The 17,970-nt window shown below is 60.2% G+C and carries 20 protein-coding genes, 1 tRNA gene and 1 pseudogene; 2 read left to right on the plus strand and 20 right to left on the minus strand.

Annotated features, from left to right (window positions below; all coding sequences use genetic code 11):
• Positions 1–159 precede the first annotated feature (159 nt).
• A complete protein-coding gene (locus BP858_RS11515; RefSeq protein ID WP_286879538.1) occupies positions 160–1,020 on the plus strand; it encodes a phosphate ABC transporter substrate-binding protein in 861 nt (286 codons plus the stop codon).
• Positions 1,021–1,319: 299 nt separating this feature from the next.
• Here the strand turns inward: BP858_RS11515 and BP858_RS11520 are convergent.
• From BP858_RS11520 to BP858_RS11530, 3 genes and pseudogenes are all read right to left on the minus strand, one after another.
• Positions 1,320–2,510, minus strand: a pseudogene (locus BP858_RS11520) (MBL fold metallo-hydrolase); the annotation flags it as partial.
• Between the two features lie 140 nt (positions 2,511–2,650).
• Complete coding sequence (locus tag BP858_RS11525; RefSeq protein WP_286879539.1) at positions 2,651–3,886, minus strand: WD40 repeat domain-containing protein; 1,236 nt, start codon at positions 3,884–3,886, stop codon at positions 2,651–2,653.
• A gap of 297 nt (positions 3,887–4,183) precedes the next feature.
• A complete protein-coding gene (locus tag BP858_RS11530) occupies positions 4,184–4,690 on the minus strand; it encodes a flavodoxin domain-containing protein (protein ID WP_074175091.1) in 507 nt (168 codons plus the stop codon).
• Between the two features lie 88 nt (positions 4,691–4,778).
• On the opposite strand from BP858_RS11530, the gene BP858_RS11535 reads away from it, so the two are divergent.
• Entirely contained in the window at positions 4,779–5,420 is a 642-nt protein-coding gene (locus BP858_RS11535; protein ID WP_074175092.1) for a tetratricopeptide repeat protein, read from the plus strand.
• Positions 5,421–5,707: 287 nt separating this feature from the next.
• On the opposite strand, the gene BP858_RS11540 is transcribed toward BP858_RS11535, so the two are convergent.
• From BP858_RS11540 to BP858_RS11620, 17 genes are all read right to left on the minus strand, one after another.
• A complete protein-coding gene (locus BP858_RS11540) occupies positions 5,708–7,393 on the minus strand; it encodes a glutamate--tRNA ligase (protein ID WP_286879540.1) in 1,686 nt (561 codons plus the stop codon).
• A 4-nt stretch (positions 7,394–7,397) separates the two neighbouring features.
• Entirely contained in the window at positions 7,398–8,363 is a 966-nt protein-coding gene (locus tag BP858_RS11545; RefSeq protein WP_286879541.1) for a polyprenyl synthetase family protein, read from the minus strand.
• Between the two features lie 10 nt (positions 8,364–8,373).
• On the minus strand, positions 8,374–9,711 hold the full coding sequence (locus BP858_RS11550; RefSeq protein ID WP_062262053.1) for an RNase J family beta-CASP ribonuclease: 1,338 nt from the start codon (positions 9,709–9,711) through the stop codon (positions 8,374–8,376).
• Between the two features lie 27 nt (positions 9,712–9,738).
• Positions 9,739–10,791 carry a type 2 isopentenyl-diphosphate Delta-isomerase gene (gene fni, locus BP858_RS11555; RefSeq protein WP_062262056.1) on the minus strand — a complete coding sequence of 351 codons (1,053 nt, stop codon included), beginning with the start codon at positions 10,789–10,791 and terminating at the stop codon, positions 9,739–9,741.
• Positions 10,788–11,549 carry an isopentenyl phosphate kinase gene (locus BP858_RS11560; RefSeq protein WP_286879543.1) on the minus strand — a complete coding sequence of 254 codons (762 nt, stop codon included), beginning with the start codon at positions 11,547–11,549 and terminating at the stop codon, positions 10,788–10,790. Before BP858_RS11560 ends, fni begins: the two co-directional genes overlap by 4 nt.
• Complete coding sequence (mvk, locus tag BP858_RS11565; RefSeq protein ID WP_062262060.1) at positions 11,542–12,411, minus strand: mevalonate kinase; 870 nt, start codon at positions 12,409–12,411, stop codon at positions 11,542–11,544. The genes BP858_RS11560 and mvk overlap by 8 nt, the downstream gene beginning before the upstream one ends.
• Positions 12,412–13,200 (minus strand): AmmeMemoRadiSam system protein B, encoded by a 789-nt coding sequence (amrB, locus tag BP858_RS11570; protein ID WP_074175097.1) that lies wholly within the window; start codon positions 13,198–13,200, stop codon positions 12,412–12,414.
• Positions 13,201–13,231: 31 nt separating this feature from the next.
• The gene (gene rpsB / locus BP858_RS11575; RefSeq protein ID WP_074175098.1) at positions 13,232–13,849 is read right to left on the minus strand and encodes a 30S ribosomal protein S2; all 618 of its coding nucleotides are present in this window, start codon (positions 13,847–13,849) and stop codon (positions 13,232–13,234) included.
• A gap of 1 nt (position 13,850) precedes the next feature.
• Positions 13,851–15,038 carry a phosphopyruvate hydratase gene (gene eno / locus BP858_RS11580; RefSeq protein WP_286879544.1) on the minus strand — a complete coding sequence of 396 codons (1,188 nt, stop codon included), beginning with the start codon at positions 15,036–15,038 and terminating at the stop codon, positions 13,851–13,853.
• A 7-nt stretch (positions 15,039–15,045) separates the two neighbouring features.
• Positions 15,046–15,213: a DNA-directed RNA polymerase subunit K gene (locus BP858_RS11585; RefSeq protein ID WP_062262067.1), complete on the minus strand. Its 168-nt coding sequence runs from the start codon at positions 15,211–15,213 to the stop codon at positions 15,046–15,048.
• A gap of 29 nt (positions 15,214–15,242) precedes the next feature.
• Positions 15,243–15,316, minus strand: a tRNA-Pro gene (locus tag BP858_RS11590).
• Complete coding sequence (locus tag BP858_RS11595; protein WP_074175099.1) at positions 15,317–15,505, minus strand: DNA-directed RNA polymerase subunit N; 189 nt, start codon at positions 15,503–15,505, stop codon at positions 15,317–15,319.
• Between the two features lie 36 nt (positions 15,506–15,541).
• Positions 15,542–15,943 carry a 30S ribosomal protein S9 gene (locus tag BP858_RS11600; RefSeq protein WP_014866480.1) on the minus strand — a complete coding sequence of 134 codons (402 nt, stop codon included), beginning with the start codon at positions 15,941–15,943 and terminating at the stop codon, positions 15,542–15,544.
• A 14-nt stretch (positions 15,944–15,957) separates the two neighbouring features.
• Entirely contained in the window at positions 15,958–16,380 is a 423-nt protein-coding gene (locus BP858_RS11605) for a 50S ribosomal protein L13 (RefSeq protein ID WP_062262070.1), read from the minus strand.
• A 5-nt stretch (positions 16,381–16,385) separates the two neighbouring features.
• Positions 16,386–16,754 carry a 50S ribosomal protein L18e gene (locus BP858_RS11610; RefSeq protein ID WP_014866482.1) on the minus strand — a complete coding sequence of 123 codons (369 nt, stop codon included), beginning with the start codon at positions 16,752–16,754 and terminating at the stop codon, positions 16,386–16,388.
• Positions 16,751–17,581: a DNA-directed RNA polymerase subunit D gene (locus BP858_RS11615; RefSeq protein WP_286879545.1), complete on the minus strand. Its 831-nt coding sequence runs from the start codon at positions 17,579–17,581 to the stop codon at positions 16,751–16,753. Before BP858_RS11615 ends, BP858_RS11610 begins: the two co-directional genes overlap by 4 nt.
• On the minus strand, positions 17,581–17,970 hold the full coding sequence (locus BP858_RS11620; RefSeq protein WP_062262076.1) for a 30S ribosomal protein S11: 390 nt from the start codon (positions 17,968–17,970) through the stop codon (positions 17,581–17,583). The genes BP858_RS11615 and BP858_RS11620 overlap by 1 nt, the downstream gene beginning before the upstream one ends.

Raw genomic sequence — 17,970 nt, forward strand, 5'->3', positions numbered from 1 at the left:
CAGGACCCGCAACATAAGGTGAAATGGTCCACTAGCGATCCCCCACGCCACACAAGAAGGTGGCTCGATGCACGACCACCATATTTTACAGGTATGCTATATATCACTAGAGTTGCCTTCGAAAAATTCTATATTGTCTCATCCCCTCACCGGTTATGCATGACAGGGAAACTTTCTGTCTGCTATGAGAGAGTGCTCATCGTCGCACTCCCGATCGTCCTGGTTGCCGCCATCCTCTGTGCCGGCTGTACGGGGGAAAACAGAACTCCCGCTCACGCTGAAACTCTCCTGGTATCCGGTTCGACGACCGTCCTTCCGGTTGCCCAGCTCACCGCCGAGGCCTTCATGGCCGAAAACCCGGACGTCGATCTCCAGATCAGCGGTGGCGGGTCCAGCGTAGGCATCCAGGCCGTCGGCGGCGGCACTGCAGATATCGGCATGGCCTCTCGCGACCTGAAAGATTCCGAGAAGGAAGCGTATCCCGACCTCGTGGGGCACGTGGTCGCCCTCGACGGCATCGTGATCATCGTAAACCCGGAAAACAGTGCCGGGAGCCTCACGCTGGACGAGGTGCGGGGCATCTACAACGGCACCTACCGGAATTGGAACGAGCTCGGCGGTCCAGATCTGGAGATCGTCGTCACCGGCCGGGATAGCGCCTCCGGGACACGCGAGTTCTTCCACGAAGCCGTGATGCAGAAAGAGGACTTTGTCGAGACCCAGCTCGAGAAAAACTCAAACGGGGCGGTCAAGCAGGCGGTTGCCCAGACCCCCGGCGCCATCGGCTACGTGGGGGTCGGCTACATCGATGCGTCGGTGAAGGCCCTTCCCATCGATACCGGCACCGGTCCGGTTGCGCCCACTCTTCAGAATATCGAGGACGGAACTTACCCGCTTGCCCGTGAACTCTTCATGTTCACCCGCGGTGAACCCACCGGGCTCGCGGCAGAGTACCTCTCATTCATCTCCAGCCCGGAAGGGCAGCAGATCATCCGGGACGCGGGGTTCGTCCCCGCCTAACTCCCTCGTCTCTCTCCGGGCCGGTAGCGCTCGACCGGGCCGGTCGCTTCCAGCCTTCCGTCCGAGAGGACGGAGATGGCGCCGTGGCCGCATGCGACCAGGCACCGCCTGCCGGCCGGGGCAAGTTCCTTATCCAGGCTCGCGATCATCTCAAGCAGCGCTTTGCGCTCTGTGCGTGCACACTCGCTGTCGACGTTAACCGACGTCACCAGGAAGTCGGCCAGCGAGTTGTAGCGTTTCCGGTCCTCATCGAGGCTCCCGAAGTTGATCAGCGTATCAGCGGTGAAGATGATGCCGTGCCCGGGGCAGAAGAGGTAGACCTGGCCGTGCAGGTGCCCGCCCAGGGACTCGAGGACCTCGAACTCAAGGTCATGGACCTTAACGCGGGCGAGGACGGGGAAGATCGAGCGCATACCGATCTTCTCCCCCGAAAAGAGTTTCGGGCTCTCCGGCGGGGCGAAGTGCGAGAAGAGGTTGATGATGGTCGTGTAGACCTCCTCGAGGATCGAGGACTCGCTGCGCGAACCGTAGGCCCGGTTCGCCTGGCGGATGATCTCAAGCGATCCTGTGTGCATATACGCCTCTGCCTCAAAGAGCCCGCCTGCCCCGCAGTGGTCGGCGTCGGCGTGGGTGATGTAGATCCTCTTGATCTTTTTGAGGTCGCCAAGACCGTAATGCTGGAACATCTGCACCACGTCCTGGTGATAGATGCCGTAGCCGGTATCGATCATGACGGTCTCACCCGGGGCGCGGAGCAGGAAGATGTTCCCGCCGCCCGGCATCTGGAAACAGAAGACCTCGACGGCGTCGCTGACCTGGATACGCTGGACATCCGCGTAGAACCCCTCCCCGGTGGTATCCCGGAGCGTTCTCCCGGTGAGCAGGATGCACTCGAAGACCTCTTTTGGGTCCTGACCGAGGCTGTTGAGTTCCTGGACGATATGGTTGACGTCATGCAGGAGGTTTAGCAGGAACCCGTCCTCTGCCGTTCCGATCAGCCCCCGCACCGCCTGGGCGAACCTGACGTAGAAGACAGTATCGTCGAGTTTCTCGCCGGTCGTGTCGTACTCGAGGATCTCAAGACGGTAGCGCGATTTCAGCCGGTCGAGCAGGCTCTCCACAATCGCGGACTCTTCGACGTTCAGGCTGATGGTGACCCTTCCCGGGTCGCACCGCCGGTCATCGAAGTCGATGTAGGCGATGTTTGCGCCCGCCCCGGTGATGTAGGTGAGGAGTTCAAAGAGGGATCCGGGCTGGTGCGGGAGGTGTACTGAGAACCTGAGGAATCCGGGCGTTGGGAGCGACTCCTGGAGGTAGCCGATTGCGTGAAGGTCTTCCTTCATTCGGTGGTAGGTCTCCGGCGCGGCGGTTACCTCGAAGAAGACCGTGGCGGGGTCGATCCTGCGGTCGTACTGGATGCGGTTGATGTTGCCCGAGTAGGACTTGATGATCTCGGCCGCGCGGTGGAGCGCGCCCGGTTCGTCGGGCATTCTTGCGACAAAGGAGTATTTATTCACCCGGTTCACCCTGACAATTGCAGATAGGTGAGCGATCGTCCTATATCCATTTTTTCTTGCGGCCCACGGGGCCGGGATAAAGAAAAGAGGAGTGCCGGGGCCCGCGATCCGCTCTAGCGGCCAGTACGCCGGTAGACGGCGGTGACCGCTATGGCCCCGAGGGCGACGGCGAGAGAGTATCCAGGCGCTTCCTGCGGTGCCGGGTCTGCGGTGTCCCCGGGCGTGGAATCTATCTCTGGGGCTGCCTGCATATCACCCCGGAGCGTTGCCGGGGTAGTGGTTTCCGGGGTAACCGTGCCCTGCTCCAGGATCACTGTCGGCGGGGTTCTGGAGGCAAAGGTGAAGTAGTAGACGTTGTGGTTATCGGAGCCTATGGCCAGGTAGTCGGCAGGCGATGAGAACGTAACAGCGGTGACGGCGCTGTTCTCTCCTTCCGGGCTCCAGACCTTGCCGAACTCCCAGAGCCGGACCCCGGCACCGTTCAGCAGGTGCGCATACCCCCTGTCCGTCCCGGCGCCGACCCGTGAGCCGCGTGGGTCGAGGTGGACCGCATTGATCGGGTCGTCGCCTCTCCATACCGTCCCTCCTCTCCCCTCGTTGTCCAGCAGGAGGACTGTGGAGCCTGCGGTTCCGGCGGCGACGGCGGACCCGCCCGCTGCTATCGAGACGCTCTGCACGGCGCTGCCTGCATCATGCGTCCAGAGCACGTCTCCCCGGGAATTCAGGAGATAGATGGATCCGTCTTCGGTTCCTGCCGCCACGAACGCACCATCAGGGCCGACCGCGACGGCGGTGACGGCGCTTCCTGGTTGCGTCTTCCAGAGAAGGCCTCCCCGGCTGTTAGTGAGGAGGATATCCCCCGCGGCGGTCCCGGCGGCGCAGTACTTCCCTTCAGGGGAGATGCCGGCCCCAAGCACTCTGCTTCCTGTGTCCATCGTCCAGAGGACCTGGCCGCCGGCATCAAGCATCATGATCCGGTTCCCGGTCCCTGCCGCGATGGCACTCCCCCCGGTAGTGATCCCAAGCCCCGTGATTGGAGCGCCGGATTGGTAGGTCCAGAGTACGCTACCGCTGCTGTTCAGGAGGGCGATCTCCCCTCCGGCGGTGCCGACAGCAACTGCCGACCCGTCGGTCGGCATGCTGATCGCAGTTACTGCGTCCGGGAAGGTGTGGGTCCAGAGCAGGACGGCGGAGAGGCCGCCGCCTCCACCGGAGTCTCCTTGCGATACGCTGTTCCCGGCTTCAGGGTAGAGGTAGAGTTCTGTTCTGATCTGTACTCTCTGTGATGCGGTGCCGGTGGCGTTATCGGAACTGTACGCCTGGCCGGTTCCAGCGATGAGGCAGAGCATGATGAGACATGTAAGGATCCTCCAAACCCCCCGGCCCCCTGACGATTTGAGGCGCTTTACGTGACTATTTTTCAGTATTGGGCCCTGATACCCCCCGTTCTGGGTCATGGTGTGCATTGATATAGGATACTATTATTTATAGGTATCTCAAATACGGTGTCGGGGTAGACGCTTTTTTATATTTATGATATTATCATAATCCTCCTCCGCTCCCGGCGTGGCGTCACAATATCCGGTTGGAACCAAAAGAGGGGACTCAGCCTCTGCCGGGCCTTGAGAAAAAGAGATGCCGGCCGGTCAGGCCCGGGCAATCCTTGGGCGTAGAGCCTCTGCCCAGGCCCGGACGGCTTCCCAATCGCGGAAGTCTCCAGTCTTCGCTCTGATGAGTTTGATGATCGCGCGGTCTGCTGCGGAGAGGCGGCTGCTCTCGAGTCTTCCCGGGAAGATGCCGATATCTACGGGGTTTACGAGCATCCTGACCTGACCCATCGACGCCTCTGCCTTCCTGATGGCATCAGGAGTCTCGCCTGCGACCGTGAGCCCCACGGCGAAGTAGGCGACCGGTATGCCGCGCAGGTACTGCTGGTGCCGCTCGACGAAGACCTGTGCTTCAGGGAGCCATTTTCCCATGTAGATCGGGCTCCCGATGATGACTGCCCGGTATCGGGAGAGGTCTAGGATATCATCGATTGGCTGCACATCGACCTCAACGCCCGTCTTCCGGAGTTCATCGCCGATCGCCTCCGCCACCTCTGCGGTCGAGCCGTAGCGGGTGGCGTAGGCAACAAGAATCGTATCTGTCATAATATATCTATCTCTCGCTTGATTGGTCTTATCCGTTGCGGGACGCCGGGCGTTAGGTTCTTATGGGTTGGTTTCCCCTGTAACTCCGATGGCGATCAGACAAGAGAATGCCGGGGTGTGGTATCACAGGGGACAGGCCTTCTGCAGCATGAGGAAGTTTGATGAGGCGATCGCCTGTTACGATAAGGCCCTTGAACTCTCCCCCGGCGACCCTGTCATATGGAGACGGAAAGGCTTTGCCCTCCTCAAGCTCGGCCGCTACGACGAGGCGGCCGCCAGTTTTGATCAGGCGCTTGCCATCGACCCGGTGAATGCGACGGCCTGGCAGCGGAAGGGGTATGCTCTTGCCTGCCTCGGGGAGCACGAAGATGCCGTCGCCTGCTGTGATACGGCGCTCACGCTGGACCCCAGACATATCCTCGCCTGGCAGAGCCGGGGATGGCTGCTTGGGGTCATGTGCAGGTACGATGAGGCGGTTGACTGCTATGAGGCAGTCCTTGCGATCGACCCCGACCGCAGGTCTGCGGCATGGCACCGGGAGCGGGTGCGGGAGAGGAGAGACCTTGAGGCACTTGCAGCCGAGATCCGGGAGGCTGAACGGTTCATCGAGGTGCCGGCCTGCATCCGTGAAGTGGTCACGGAGCGGGACTATGGCAACGTCGGGCTTGCGCGGGCGGTGCTCCGGGAACTGGTCGGGAGAGCGGAAGCGGTGGCGGTCCACCGCTCATGAGTGTGGTGGTGGGGCTGCTTGCCGGGGTGAATCAGATCGCTGACTCACACAGAAGTTCGCGGAGTCAGTGCAAAATGGTTCTTCTCCCCTAACCCCCTCATTTGGCCCGCAACGCCTCGTTTGGGTCGAGGTTCGATGCCTGCCATGCCGTGCACGGCGATGATGCACGCGACTGATATCCGCGCCCACTCTTCGGATCCCGGAAAAACAGAATGGTATGAGGTCGGCCTTGAGCAGATCCTGAAGGGGATCTGGCCGGCCTTCGGCGAAATCAGCCCGGGACCGTTTCACCGGTGCGCAAAGAACGCGTCCACCCGGCCGTCGGTCACCGCGTCTACCCGCGCAAACCCGACACGCTCAAACTGGACGACACTCTCCACCTCTCCCGCGACCAGGGGTTCGCAGAACCCCTCGACATCCCCGTCCTGTGTATGAAGGGTGCAGGGGATCTTCGCATCAGCCGGCAACCACTGGATGATCGGCGCCTTCTCCCGCCGGGCATCCTCGAGCGCCTCGCCCGCATAAGAGAGGTGCGGTACGTCCCCATCCCATGCGATCCTGACATTATAGAGGTCTTTTAACCGGACCATGCTTCGCCCCTCGATATCAGCCCTCGGGAGGAGGACACTTCCACCTGTAACAAGGGTGCGGACCCCCCGGGAGGGATCGTTCGGGTGGAGGGCCGCGTGGGCCTCATGGCGGGGAGCTCCCTCCACGACGACCTCGACCGGGTCAGGCACAAAGAAGTAGCGGTTTGCCTTCGGGTCGACAAGCTCCTTGTTCCGGGCATAGAGGTTCTCCCACGAGAAGGTGATATCGGTCTCCCCCATCCCGATATCGACCATGGCGTTCCTGACCGCCTCAGGCTCGATGCCCCTGCGCGCGATCGCCCGGAGCGTGCCGAGATGGACGTCGTCCCACCCGGTGTAGACCCCGCTCCTGATCCCCTCCCGCATACTCGACGTCGAGAGGACAACCCCCGATATCCCCATCCGGCCGTAGTGATAGTAGACCGGCGGCTTCCACCTGAAGTAATCGAAGATATACCGCTGCCGCCCTGTGTTTGCAATGTGGTCCTTCCCGCGGATCACGTGGGTGATCCCGAGCAGGTGGTCGTCAACCGCGACCGAGAAGTTCATCAGCGGAAAGACCGTTGCGTCCACCCTCGGGTGGATGGGTGTATTCACGATCCGCATCGCCGAGTAGTCCCGCATTGCCGGGTCGGGGTGGGTGAGATCCGTCTTCACCCTGACCGTCGCGTCACCTTCATAGAACTCCCCGTCAAGCATCCGCTGCCAGAGTTCCAGGTTCTCCTCAACCGGCCGGTCCCGGCAGGGGCACGCCTTCTTCTTGAGTTTGAGTTCCCTGAACCGCTCGGCATCGCAGAGACAGACATAGGCGCCGCCGAGCTCGATGAGTTTCCGGCACCAGTCGTAGTAGACCTCAAGCCGGTCGCTCTGGTAGACGATATCGGTGATACCGAGCCCCAGCCACTCGATATCCTCAAGCACCATCTCGTATGCCTCGGGATCAACCCTTCTTGGGTCCGTATCCTCGATACGGAGGACGTACCGGCCCCCATACCGCCTGACATAGTAGTCGTTCAGGATAGAGGCCCGGGCGTGGCCGAGGTGTAGCGGCCCACTTGGGTTCGGCGCAAACCGCATCACGACACCGTTCTCCGCACCGAGAAGGGCAGGAAGCTCCCTTGAGTGCTCGCGAGTCTCGGTGAGTTCATCCAGGAGTTCGGGAGCGATCTCTTCTAGAAGGCTCTTCCTCTCAGGCCCGCCCATCGCCGCCACCTTCGCGACAACCTTCCCTGCAAGAGGGCCAATCTCCTTGACCCGGCTCCGAAACTCTGGGTGCTTCCCGAGCACCGTGCCGATGACCGCCCCGCTCTTCGGGGCACTGTTGTGCTTCACCGCGTTCTGCAGGGCGTAGATGAAGAGCAGGTACTCGAGATCAGCGTCCATGATATCAGTTGCCCCGGTTTATGAAGAAATCGGCAATCTCGCCAAGCAGGCGCTTCTCCTCCGAATCCGGGAGGATCGAGAGCGCCTCCTTTGCCACGGTTGCCCGCTCGATTGCCGTGGCCCTGACCTCGTCGATGACGCCTGCACCCTCGAGCCGGGCGATGAGGTCGTCGATCTCGGCGCCCGTGAGTTCCCGCTGGTACGGGGCGAGGTCAAGCCCCTTCTCCCGTGCCGTGATCGCGATCAGGGTCTGTTTCCCTTCCCTGATATCCGACGCGCGGTCCTTCCCGCTCTTCTCGCTGCTTGCATAGAGATCGATCAGGTCGTCCTGTATCTGGAAGGCAACGCCGCTGTTCACCCCAAACTGGTAGAGGGCGTCGGCCTGGATCGGGTTTGCGCCTGCAAGGACCCCGCCGATGGCGGCGGCCGCGCCGTAGAGCACGCCGGTCTTCTTGGCGACCATCTCCAGGTACTCCGCCTCAGAGACATCCCTCCGGGCCTCAAACGCGATATCCATGCTCTGCCCCTCGCAGATCTCGGTGCAGGTCCGGGCAAGCATCCTCACCGCCCTGACTTTTTCGAGGTTCCCGGCATCAGAGATGCAGATGAACTCAAACGCCTTCGCATACAGCACATCCCCCGCAAGGATCGCCGTCGGTTCACCCCAAACGGTGTGCACTGTCGGGACGCCGCGCCGGGTAACATCTCCATCCATGATGTCGTCATGGATGAGAGTGAAGTTATGCGTCAGTTCAAGGGCGAGAGCCGCAGGGAGCAGATCATCCGAACTCCCCTTCTTCACCGCATCCGCAGCGAGGATCACGACCGCCGGGCGGAGCCGTTTGCCGCCCGCAAACAGCAGATGGGCGCTTGCCCGGAAGAGGTCACCGTAGACGTCCCCGAAGTAGCGGTTGATCATCTTGTCCATTCTGTCAGCATTCTTCTCCAGGTAGTCTTCAAGCGTTGTCATGCCTTCTCTCCTACTTTAGCAGAACCCTCTGCCCGTTCCGCAGGACATGGAGATCGTCCCCGAGGGTATACCCGATCTCCTCTGAAAACTTCGCGTAACCGCCGGTCATGTCGATATCGCCATGGGCCGGGATGACATGCTGCGGGTTTAAGAGGTGCAGGAACTCGTAGTGGTCCTCCCGGTACGCGTGGCCCGAGACATGCAGTTCATCAAAGATCCGCACGCCTGCCATCCTGGCGCGGGCCTCGACCAGGTAGCGCTGCCCGTAGTTCATCGGGTTCGGGATAACCTTTGCGGAGAAGAGGATCTTATCGCCCTTCTCCAGTTTGTACGGGGTATCCCCCATCACGATCCTCGTCAGGATGGCCCCCGACTCCCCCTGGTGGCCGGTGACGATCGGGAGGAACTTGTCCTTCCCGGTCTTCATGATCCGCCGCAGCGTCCGGTCAACGGTCCGCCGGTTGCCAAACATCGAGAGCGTCTCAGGGAACCCGACCAGTTTCAACTGCTCGGCCGCCGAGCTGTAACGCTCCATCGACCGCCCGAGCAGGACCGGTTTTCTGCCGATCTCGTGAGCGCATTCGGCGATGGTCTTGACACGGGAGATGTGCGACGAGAACGTCGAGACAAATATACCGCTCTTGTCGTCCTCGTAACTGGTGATGGTATCCCGGACGAGGTCCCGTGCGATCTTCTCGCTCGGACAGCGTCCCTTCTCACTGATGTTTGTGCTCTCGACGATCAGGGCGAGCACGCCCTCCTTCCCGATCTGCCGCAGCCGGGCAAAGTCCGGCGGCTCCCCGAGCACCGGCGTCCGGTCCAGTTTGAAATCGTTTGCGTAGACGATCGCGCCCCGCGGCGTGTGCAGGACCGGAAAGACGGTATCGATGATGGAGTGCTGGCTCCGTACGAACTCGAGCGTGAGGTGTGGGGAGATGGTGTAGCGCTGCCCGGCTTTCAGGGCGAAGAGTTTATTGTTCACCCCAAACTTCTGTTCACCCGCGATCTGCTGCCTGATCAGTTCCGATGTATAGGGCGTGCTGATGATCGGGGCATTATAGCGGTGCGCAAGTTTCGGTATCGCACCGATATGGTCCAGATGCCCGTGCGAACAGACGATCGCCTTGACACTTCCCTCTATCGAATTCATGATGGTGTCATCGGGAATGGCTTTCATCTCGATCAGGTCCAGGGAATGCATGCTCTCAATATCGGCATCCTCATGGATCATCACCTGGTCGAGACGCAGGCCCATATCAAAGATGACAATCTCTTTTCCGCAGCGGACGGCAGTCATATTTCTGCCGACTTCGTTATACCCGCCCACTGCTATAATCTCAATATCCATGTAGCCTCCTTGTAGGAATTTTTGTAGTTAGTCGATCTTTTCAATCATCTGCCGGGTCAGTCCGGTTATATACGTCCGTGCGTGCGAAAGGTCCCGTATCGTCCGAGATCCCGTCAGGAACATCGCAACCTCGAGTTCGCGGTGGATCGCCTCGACGGCTGCAAAGAGCGCGTCATCGCTCTCCATAGCCGGCTTTAAGAGGGGGAGCGCCATGCCCCCGAGATCCGCCCCAAGCGCGATTGCTTTCGCGATGTCTATTCCTGAACGCAGTCCGCCCGTTGCAATAATCGGGTTTCCTGTCGTCCGCACCTCGCAGAGGCTCACCACCGTCGGTATGCCCCAGGAGAGGAACGCTTCCCCGAGATCGGCAAGACCGGGATCTCTCGCCCTGAGACACTCTATCTTCGCCCAGGACGTCCCTCCATAGCCGCCGATATCGATGGCGCTCGCTCCTGCTCCCCAGATTGCCCTTGCTGTTCCGGCCGATATGCCGGAACCTGTCTCCTTCACGATGACCGGGTAGGAGAATTCTTCGCAGAGGTTGCGTAGTGCTTCCAGGCATCCCTCAGCGTTATGGTCGCCTTCCGGCTGAATCGCTTCCTGAAGCGAGTTGATGTGGATGGCGATCGCATCTGCATCGATCATCTCGACAGCCCGCTCCGCCCACTCGATGCCGTGGTCGCGGAGCTGGATGATTCCCAGGTTCGCACAGAGGAAGGCATGTGGCGCTTCCTCCCGCACGACGACGAAACTGTCCTCCAGTTCGGGCTTTTCCAGTGCGGCTCGCTGAGAACCGACACCCATACCGAGGTTATACCGTTCGGCGGCACGTGCGAGCCGCCGGTTCACCTCGAGGGTGTCCGGATGTCCTCCGGTCATCGCTGCAATGAAGAGGGGGGAGGAGAGTGCTCTGTCGAGGAACCGGGTTCGGGTCTCGATCGCATCCATATCGCACTCCGGAAGGGCGTTGTGGACCAGCCGCACATCCTCAAAACCGGCGTCTCCGGCCTCAATAGGTTTCTCACAACAGATAACCAGGTGATCCCGTTTCCGTGATGATGTGGCGGTCTCTTTTGTCATGGTATGCCTCTTCTGGTTACGATCGTCCCACCATGCTCGGTGCCGTCCAGGAACCGGCCGACCGTTGAGACATGGAAGATATGCGAATCGGTGCCGGCATCGGCAAGAGCCAGGAGTTCCCTGATCTTGCCTCGCATGCCCCCGGTCACGTCGGTGTTACCCGATCCGCCGATCTCAAGTGTCTCTGCTATGCTCCGGTCGATGCGCGGGACGACCGACCCGTTCTGCAGGACGCCCGCGACGTCGGTCGCAAGCCCCACACGCCTGCTCCCGAGAGCGACGGCAAGCCGGGTCACCAGCTGGTCGCCCGAGACGATGCAGGCCCCCTTCAGGCGGTCCATCACCACATCGCCGTGCAGCACGGGCACAATGCCGTGTCCAGTCATTTCGGCGATATGGCGGGTCTCAAACGAGACCAGACGTCCGCCTTCGGCGAGAGCCAGGTCAAGGGGGTGGATACCGATCGCCTCGACGCCCGCATCCCGCAGGGCACCGACGACCGCGGCGTTCAGGCGCAAGACGGCAGCGTGCGTGTGGTAGACCCCGGGGACGTTCTCCGCATCAAGGCCGTCGTTGATCCGGTAGCGCCGGGCCTCCGGGTGCCCGCACGACCCCGCTCCGTGGACGAGCACGAGTTTCGGAGCGCTCCGTGCGATATCGCCCGCGATCTCGCGCAGACGGGCGTTATCGATAGCACATTCCCCCGACTTGTCGGTTATCACGCTCCCCCCCAGTTTCAGTATCACGGTCTCAGTCATGCTTCTCTTTTCTCGCGCCGTCGGTATCGATGGTGGTGATGATCGCTTTTCCCTCGCAGGCCTCGATGGCCCCGGCAACCCGGCTCTTTGCGCGCCGCGGGCAGAGAGCGATGATACATCCGCCGCCCCCTGCTCCCGTGATCTTCGCGCCATAAGCACCGCTCGCTCTTGCAGCAAGCACAAGCTTGCTGCTTGCAGGATGCCCTACGCCGAGCGCTTCAAGGAGGGCGTTGTTCATGTCCATGCACCGCCCCAGTTCCCTTGGATGGTTGATGTTATGGAGGGCGGCAAGCGTCACGGCTCCGATGGCGTCCAGGATCGGGTTTGCGATCTCTGGGTGCTTCCTCTGGAGATTCCCGACCAGTTCCACCATCTTTGCGGTACTGTGCGGCACCATGGTGTTTCCTACAACGATCTGCAGGCCTTGTGGAGGTAGTCTCCGCTTGGAGTTCCCGGTGATGAGCACGATCCCACCGTTTGTGGAGACGTAGGTGTCAGTGGGGCTCGCTCTCCCCTTCTGGACCTTCTTTTCGATAGCAAACGCCATATCCGCGATATCCTCGCGGGTGCGCCTGAGACCGAACTCGTCGTTGATCGCACAGAGTGTCGCCACCGTCACCGCGGCCGATGACCCGAGCCCTGACGAGCTCTGGAGTTGCGAATGGACATAGACACTCCCCCGGACCCCCATCCGCTTGAAACACTCGTTGATGTAGGGTGACTTCGGGCGTGTCGGGTTGCGGGATTTCCTTACCGTGACGAAGACGCGGGGTTTGATCGCCATCGCTACCCCGGGCTTTCCGTAGACCACTGCATGCTCGCCGAACAGGAAAACCTTGCCCGGCGCGCTCCACGTTGCCAATTATATCACCGCTATCGCTGCATACCCCACTACCTGATTGAAGTCTCCCGTCACATCACCGCTGGTCGTATACCGCAGCAGTTCCCCTCTCGTTGCGCCGAGCGTCCGGCAGGCGATGCACATAGTTGCAATCGGGCCGTAGCCGCACGCTGTAGCGCCGGTCTCCCGGAGCCGGCGATAAAACTCTGGTACATCCAGGTTCTTGAGCGCGTCAATCGCGTAGAGGTCCTGCCGGCGGGCAGTCTCATCCGGGACATAATGAGAGAAGTCGCTTGAGGCGACGATCCGCACGTTCCTTCCCGTGTGCTCTATCGCCTGGAGCAGGTGCTCAGCAAGGCTTGCCGCCGCTTCGTAACTCTGGTCTCCCATCATGACGGGCGCAATCCTCGCTCTTGGGAACCGGTATTTGATGATAGGCACCTGCACCTCGATAGAGTGTTCATTCCGGTGCGACGCCTCATCTATCTCGATATCCAGCGCGTCGACAAACTCTGTATCGACATCGACAATCCCAAGCGGGGTCTCCCACGGCACGGCGGAGGCACAGGTTATGTACCCCCGGTGACTTGGACCGATGACAACAAACGTGCCGTCAAAATCAGGTGGTATGGTAGAGAAGGCACAGGCTCCCGTCTCCCCCGAGTAGATGTAGCCCGCATGGGGAGCGACGATGCCCCGGGCATCGATGCCCGGAGCCTTCTTCTGGAAGAATGTCTCCAGCAGTTGCTCCAGATGCCGGGGCTCGGCAGGATAGAACATTCCTGCTACACTGCATGGGTGCATATCCATCTATGTTTGAGCTTCTTTGTGCCCCTGTGTCTTATAACTCTGTCTCAAAGTCTTCGGGAGTGAGCGACGTGGTCACTCCACGAAGGCGGAGCAGCTCCTTTGTCAGGAGGAAGTATATCATCGAGAGCGCTTTCCTGCCCTTGTTGTTGGTAGGGATGACCAGGTCGATGTACTTGGTCATGTTGTTAGTATCACAGAGGGCGACGATCGGGATGCCCGACTGGACCGCCTCGTTGATCGCCTGTGTATCACCGATCGGATCGGTCACCACGACCACGTCCGGCTCGATGTACTTATTTAAGCCATGTAAGCGCTGGTTGGTGAGCATCCCGGGGATGAAGCGACCGATGACCGCCATGCCGCCGACGGCGTCGGCGAACATCTTCGCCGGATACTGGCCGTACTGCCGGGAGGTGACGACCAGGACTTTTGCCGGTTCGTACTGTGCGAGGAACTTCGCGGCGGTCTTGATCCGCTCGTCGGTGGCCTGGATGTCCAGGATGTACAGCCCATCTCCGCGGACGCGGTAGATGAACTTCATCATGTCCTTGCTCTTCTGCTGGGTGCCGATGTGCACGCCCGCTGCGAGATACTCTTCTACGGGTATCAGTGGTTCTTTCAGTTCGATTTCCAGTTCGTTTCCAGTCAAGCTAGATCAGCTCCTCTATACGAATCAGTTCATTCAGTTTGGCAATCCGTTCCCCGCCGACGACGCCGGTCTTGAGGAATATACATTCGAACGCGGTGGCCAGGTGGGCGATCGTCGCGTCGGTGGTCTCTCCGGACCGGTGACTCATGACCGTCTCCATGCCGCTCTTCTGGGCGAGACGTATCGCCTCAAAGGTCTCGGTGAGCGTTCCTATCTGGTTTGGTTTGATCAGCACGCAGTTTGCCGCGCAGGTCTCGACGCCCTTCGTGATCCGTTCAACGTTGGTCACGAAGAGGTCGTCCCCGCAGATCAGGCAGCGGTCCCCGACCTCTGCCGTCAGGTCTGCGAACGCCTCAAAGTCCTCCTCGAAGAGGGGGTCTTCGATGTAGATGAGGTTGTAGCGGTCGACCAGGTCCGCCATGTAGGCGACCTGCTCCTCGCGGGTTCTCACGGCATCCTTGTAGCGATACTGCTTACCGTCCCAGAGTTCACTCGCCGCAACGTCGATTCCCATGCGGACCTCGATGTTTGTCTCGTCAGAAACGGTAGCGATCGCTTCGCTGATGATCTCAAATGCCTCGGTATCGGATATCGCGGGTGCCCAGGCACCTTCATCTCCTTTACCTGAGAGTTTGCCCTGCTTCTGCAGGATCGCTTTCACTGTTTTGTGAACGGCAGCGTTCACAAAGACACCCTCCGATGCGCCGGAGGCGCCGGTGGGAACCACCAGGAATTCCTGGATGGATGTGGCATTGGGGGCGTGTGCGCCTCCGCCGATGACGTTGCCCAGGGGCAGGGGTGTCTTGTCGGCAAATGCGCCGCCCAGGTAGTGAAAGAGTTCAAGGTCGAGAGACGATGCAGCCGCCTTTGCACACGCAAGCGAGAGTGCTACCGCGACATTTGCGCCGATCGAACTGAAATCGGGTGTCCCGTCTATCTCACGCAGCCGTGCGTCGAACGTGATCTGATCACGAACGTCCTCGCCGATGAGTGATGGAATCAGGTGCTTCTGCGCATCCCTGACAGCCTCTCGTGGCGGCCGCACCATTGCCTCATAGGTCCCGGTGCTGGCGCCGCTGGGGGCCGCAGCCCGTCCAAAGCCGTAATCTGTGTAGATCTCGGCCTCAACGGTCTCGTTTCCCCGGCTGTCCAGGATAACTCTTAAGTTAATCTCTTCGATGGTCGTCATCAGATCACTACTTTCTCTTCACCGTTATAGGGATCATGCCTTGATCAAACTCTTCCAGTGCGATCTCGAGCGGCTCTGTATTCGTCGTTTTAATCAAAACCGGTGCACCCATCGATATCTGCAGAGCACGAGCCCCTATAATCCGCGCTCGTTCGTATCGGGTATAAGATTCCATCGTGCAGCCTCAAAACTTTAATAATAAAATGGGGTCGCTGAGATTTGAACTCAGGTTACAGCGTCCCGAACGCCATAGGATGTCCAGGCTACCCTACGACCCCTCACTGATACGGATTCAGGTCCTCCACTATTTCCTTGTGCGTCAGTAGCATCCGCCTGCAACAGTAACGTTCCAGATCGAGATCGTCGAGGATCCGATTTGGATCCTCGCCCGCATCTCGTCGCTCGCGAAACTCCTTCCAGGCTGGAGAGATGACCTTACCGCATGTAAAACATCGTACGGGTATCATAATAATGTACCTGCTCTCCTTATATCCCTTTTCCTCTCACCGGTAGGATTTCTGGTATCTTGCCCGTGCACCTGGACCGTGCGGCTTCTTGGACTCTTTCTGCCGTGAGTCATTCACGAGCAGCGTGCGGTCGTATGCCAGGAAGGCGTCCTTAATCTGCGGATCGTTGTGCCACTCTACAATGCCGCGCGCCAGTGCCGTACGGACTGCCTCGGCCTGACCCACTGCACCGCCGCCGGAGACATCGATTGCTGCGTCGACGCCGTCGAGTGCGCTTGGGACCAGCAGCAGGGGTTCAGCGATCTTCATGCGCATCAGTTCTGTCCCGTAGACCTCCAGGGGCACGGAGTTGATGCGGACCCGGCCGTTGCCGGGTTTCAGGGTCGCCCGCGCAATTGCCGTCTTCCTCTTACCGCTTGTATTGATGATCTTTGCCATTCCGTCACCTCATTTCAGTATTTTGCTCCGAGATTGGTGCTGATTGCTCCAACCGTTACATATCTCGGGTTGCTTAACCGGTCGATGTGGGCCACTTCAAGAGACTCTCTCTCCATCGCGGAGAACTCAACCGGAACGCCTACGTAGACCTTGATCCGCTTAAACGCGGCGATACCCCGTTCGCGCTTGTACGGGAGCATGCCGCGGATGGTGCGCTTGATGATATGGTCGGGCCGGCGTGGGTAGAACGGGCCGCCCTCGCGGGACCCGCGGTTGCGCTTCCTGTAGTAGTCCGCGAGCACGTATGCCCGGTCCCCGGAGACGATTGCCTTCTCCGCGTTCACGATGGCGATCTCCTCACCGGCGAGCGCGCGTCCTGCGACGACGCTGGCCATTCTTCCGAGCAGTAATCCGTCTGCATCGATAACCGTAACCATTCGTCTCACCTGAGGATCCGTACCCTGCTCCCCTTCGGGTTATCCCGAACGAGGTCCTCGATGGTCATGCACGTCCCGTTGGCACCGGTGATCTTGCTCACCGCGGCCTCGGAGAAATCGAGCGCGGCGACCTTCACCGGCAGGTTGAGTGCGCCGCTGCCGAGCACCTTGCCCGGCACCAGGATCGTCTCGCCTTCGTTTGCGTACCGGTCGATCTTGCTGAGGTTCACCTCGGCGTAGTTCTTCCGGGGCGCATCCAGCCTCTTTGCGATCTCGCGCCAGATATTCGCCTCATGTACACGTGACGCATCTCTCAGCGTCACGATGAGGGCAGCCAGCCGGGGGTTTGTTTTATTCTCGGTTGTCTTCTTCATTCAGTCCCCTCTCCCGTAATCTCGTTTATCACGTCTACCAGGTCATCTGATGTTTTCTGGATATACTCGAGCGCTCTCTCGATGCTCTCCCGGACGGGCATCGATCCATCGCTTTCCACCACAAAGATGTACTTCGTCTCATCAGCACTGATATGGATGGCCGCCTCAGTGCCGATACCGCCGGCAAGGCATGCCCGCTCGCAGAGCCTGCAGAGGGAACAGAACTCCTGTCTCCCTCCGATAACCCGGACTTTCCCCTGTCCGGCCTCAAGCACGTCACGCGGACACTCGTCGACACACATGCCACATCCGTCGCACTTCTCGTCGACGGTGATCACCGGGTAGTTCTTGTAGCCGCAGGCGGTCGTCGCCTGCCACTTGGCATGCTCTTTTCCGGTGCCGATGACGGCGTATGCCTCAAGCACGACCTTCTGATCTTTGTCAAGGTCGATGATGGGGATCTCCTCCTCAGCCGGTGCGGCATCGGGATCCTGGGGTATCAGGTCACTTGAGTAGACCGTCTTCGGCCCCTCGGCGGAGAGCGTGTAGGTGGCGGTACAGACCGGGCAGCCTGCGCCTTCACAGGTGCACTCTGCGCGGGTCACGTAGCGGTCCAGATCGGTCCGCAGGGGTATGAGCCCCAGCCGGTGTGCCAGCATCTCATCAAAGAGAACGCTTGTGTTATCGTAGATCCGGACGTCCTCGATGGCGAGCGTCGGCACTTCACTCATCATCGCACGCCGTAGCATATTAGCGAACGATGTGGAAACGCCGCTTATGGTGAACTTAGCGACTTTCTCATCCAGTCGAGAAAACGCAATTTCCATTACACTCTCCTTCCTCTCCGGCCGCCCTTGCCGCGGATGCTGTCATGGGGCACCGGGGTGACGTCCTCAATGCGGCCGATCCTCATCCCTGCACGAGCAAGGGCGCGGATCGCTGCCTGGGCTCCTGGACCGGGGCTTCGCTGTTTCCCCCGTCCGGGTGCGCGTACCTTTACGTGGACGCCGGTGATCCCCTTGTCGCGCGCGTTCTGTGCGACCTGGGTTGCCATCTGCATGGCTGCGTAGGGTGAACTCTCGTTGCGGTCCTGTTTCACGACCATGCCGCCGCTGCTCTTGGTCACCGTCTCGGCTCCTGAGAGGTCGGTGATGGTGATGATGGTATTGTTAAAGGAGGCAAAGATGTGTGCGATGCCCCATTTTTCTTCTGCCAT

Source organism: Methanoculleus sp. UBA413, assembly GCF_002502935.1.
GTDB lineage: Archaea > Halobacteriota > Methanomicrobia > Methanomicrobiales > Methanoculleaceae > Methanoculleus > Methanoculleus bourgensis.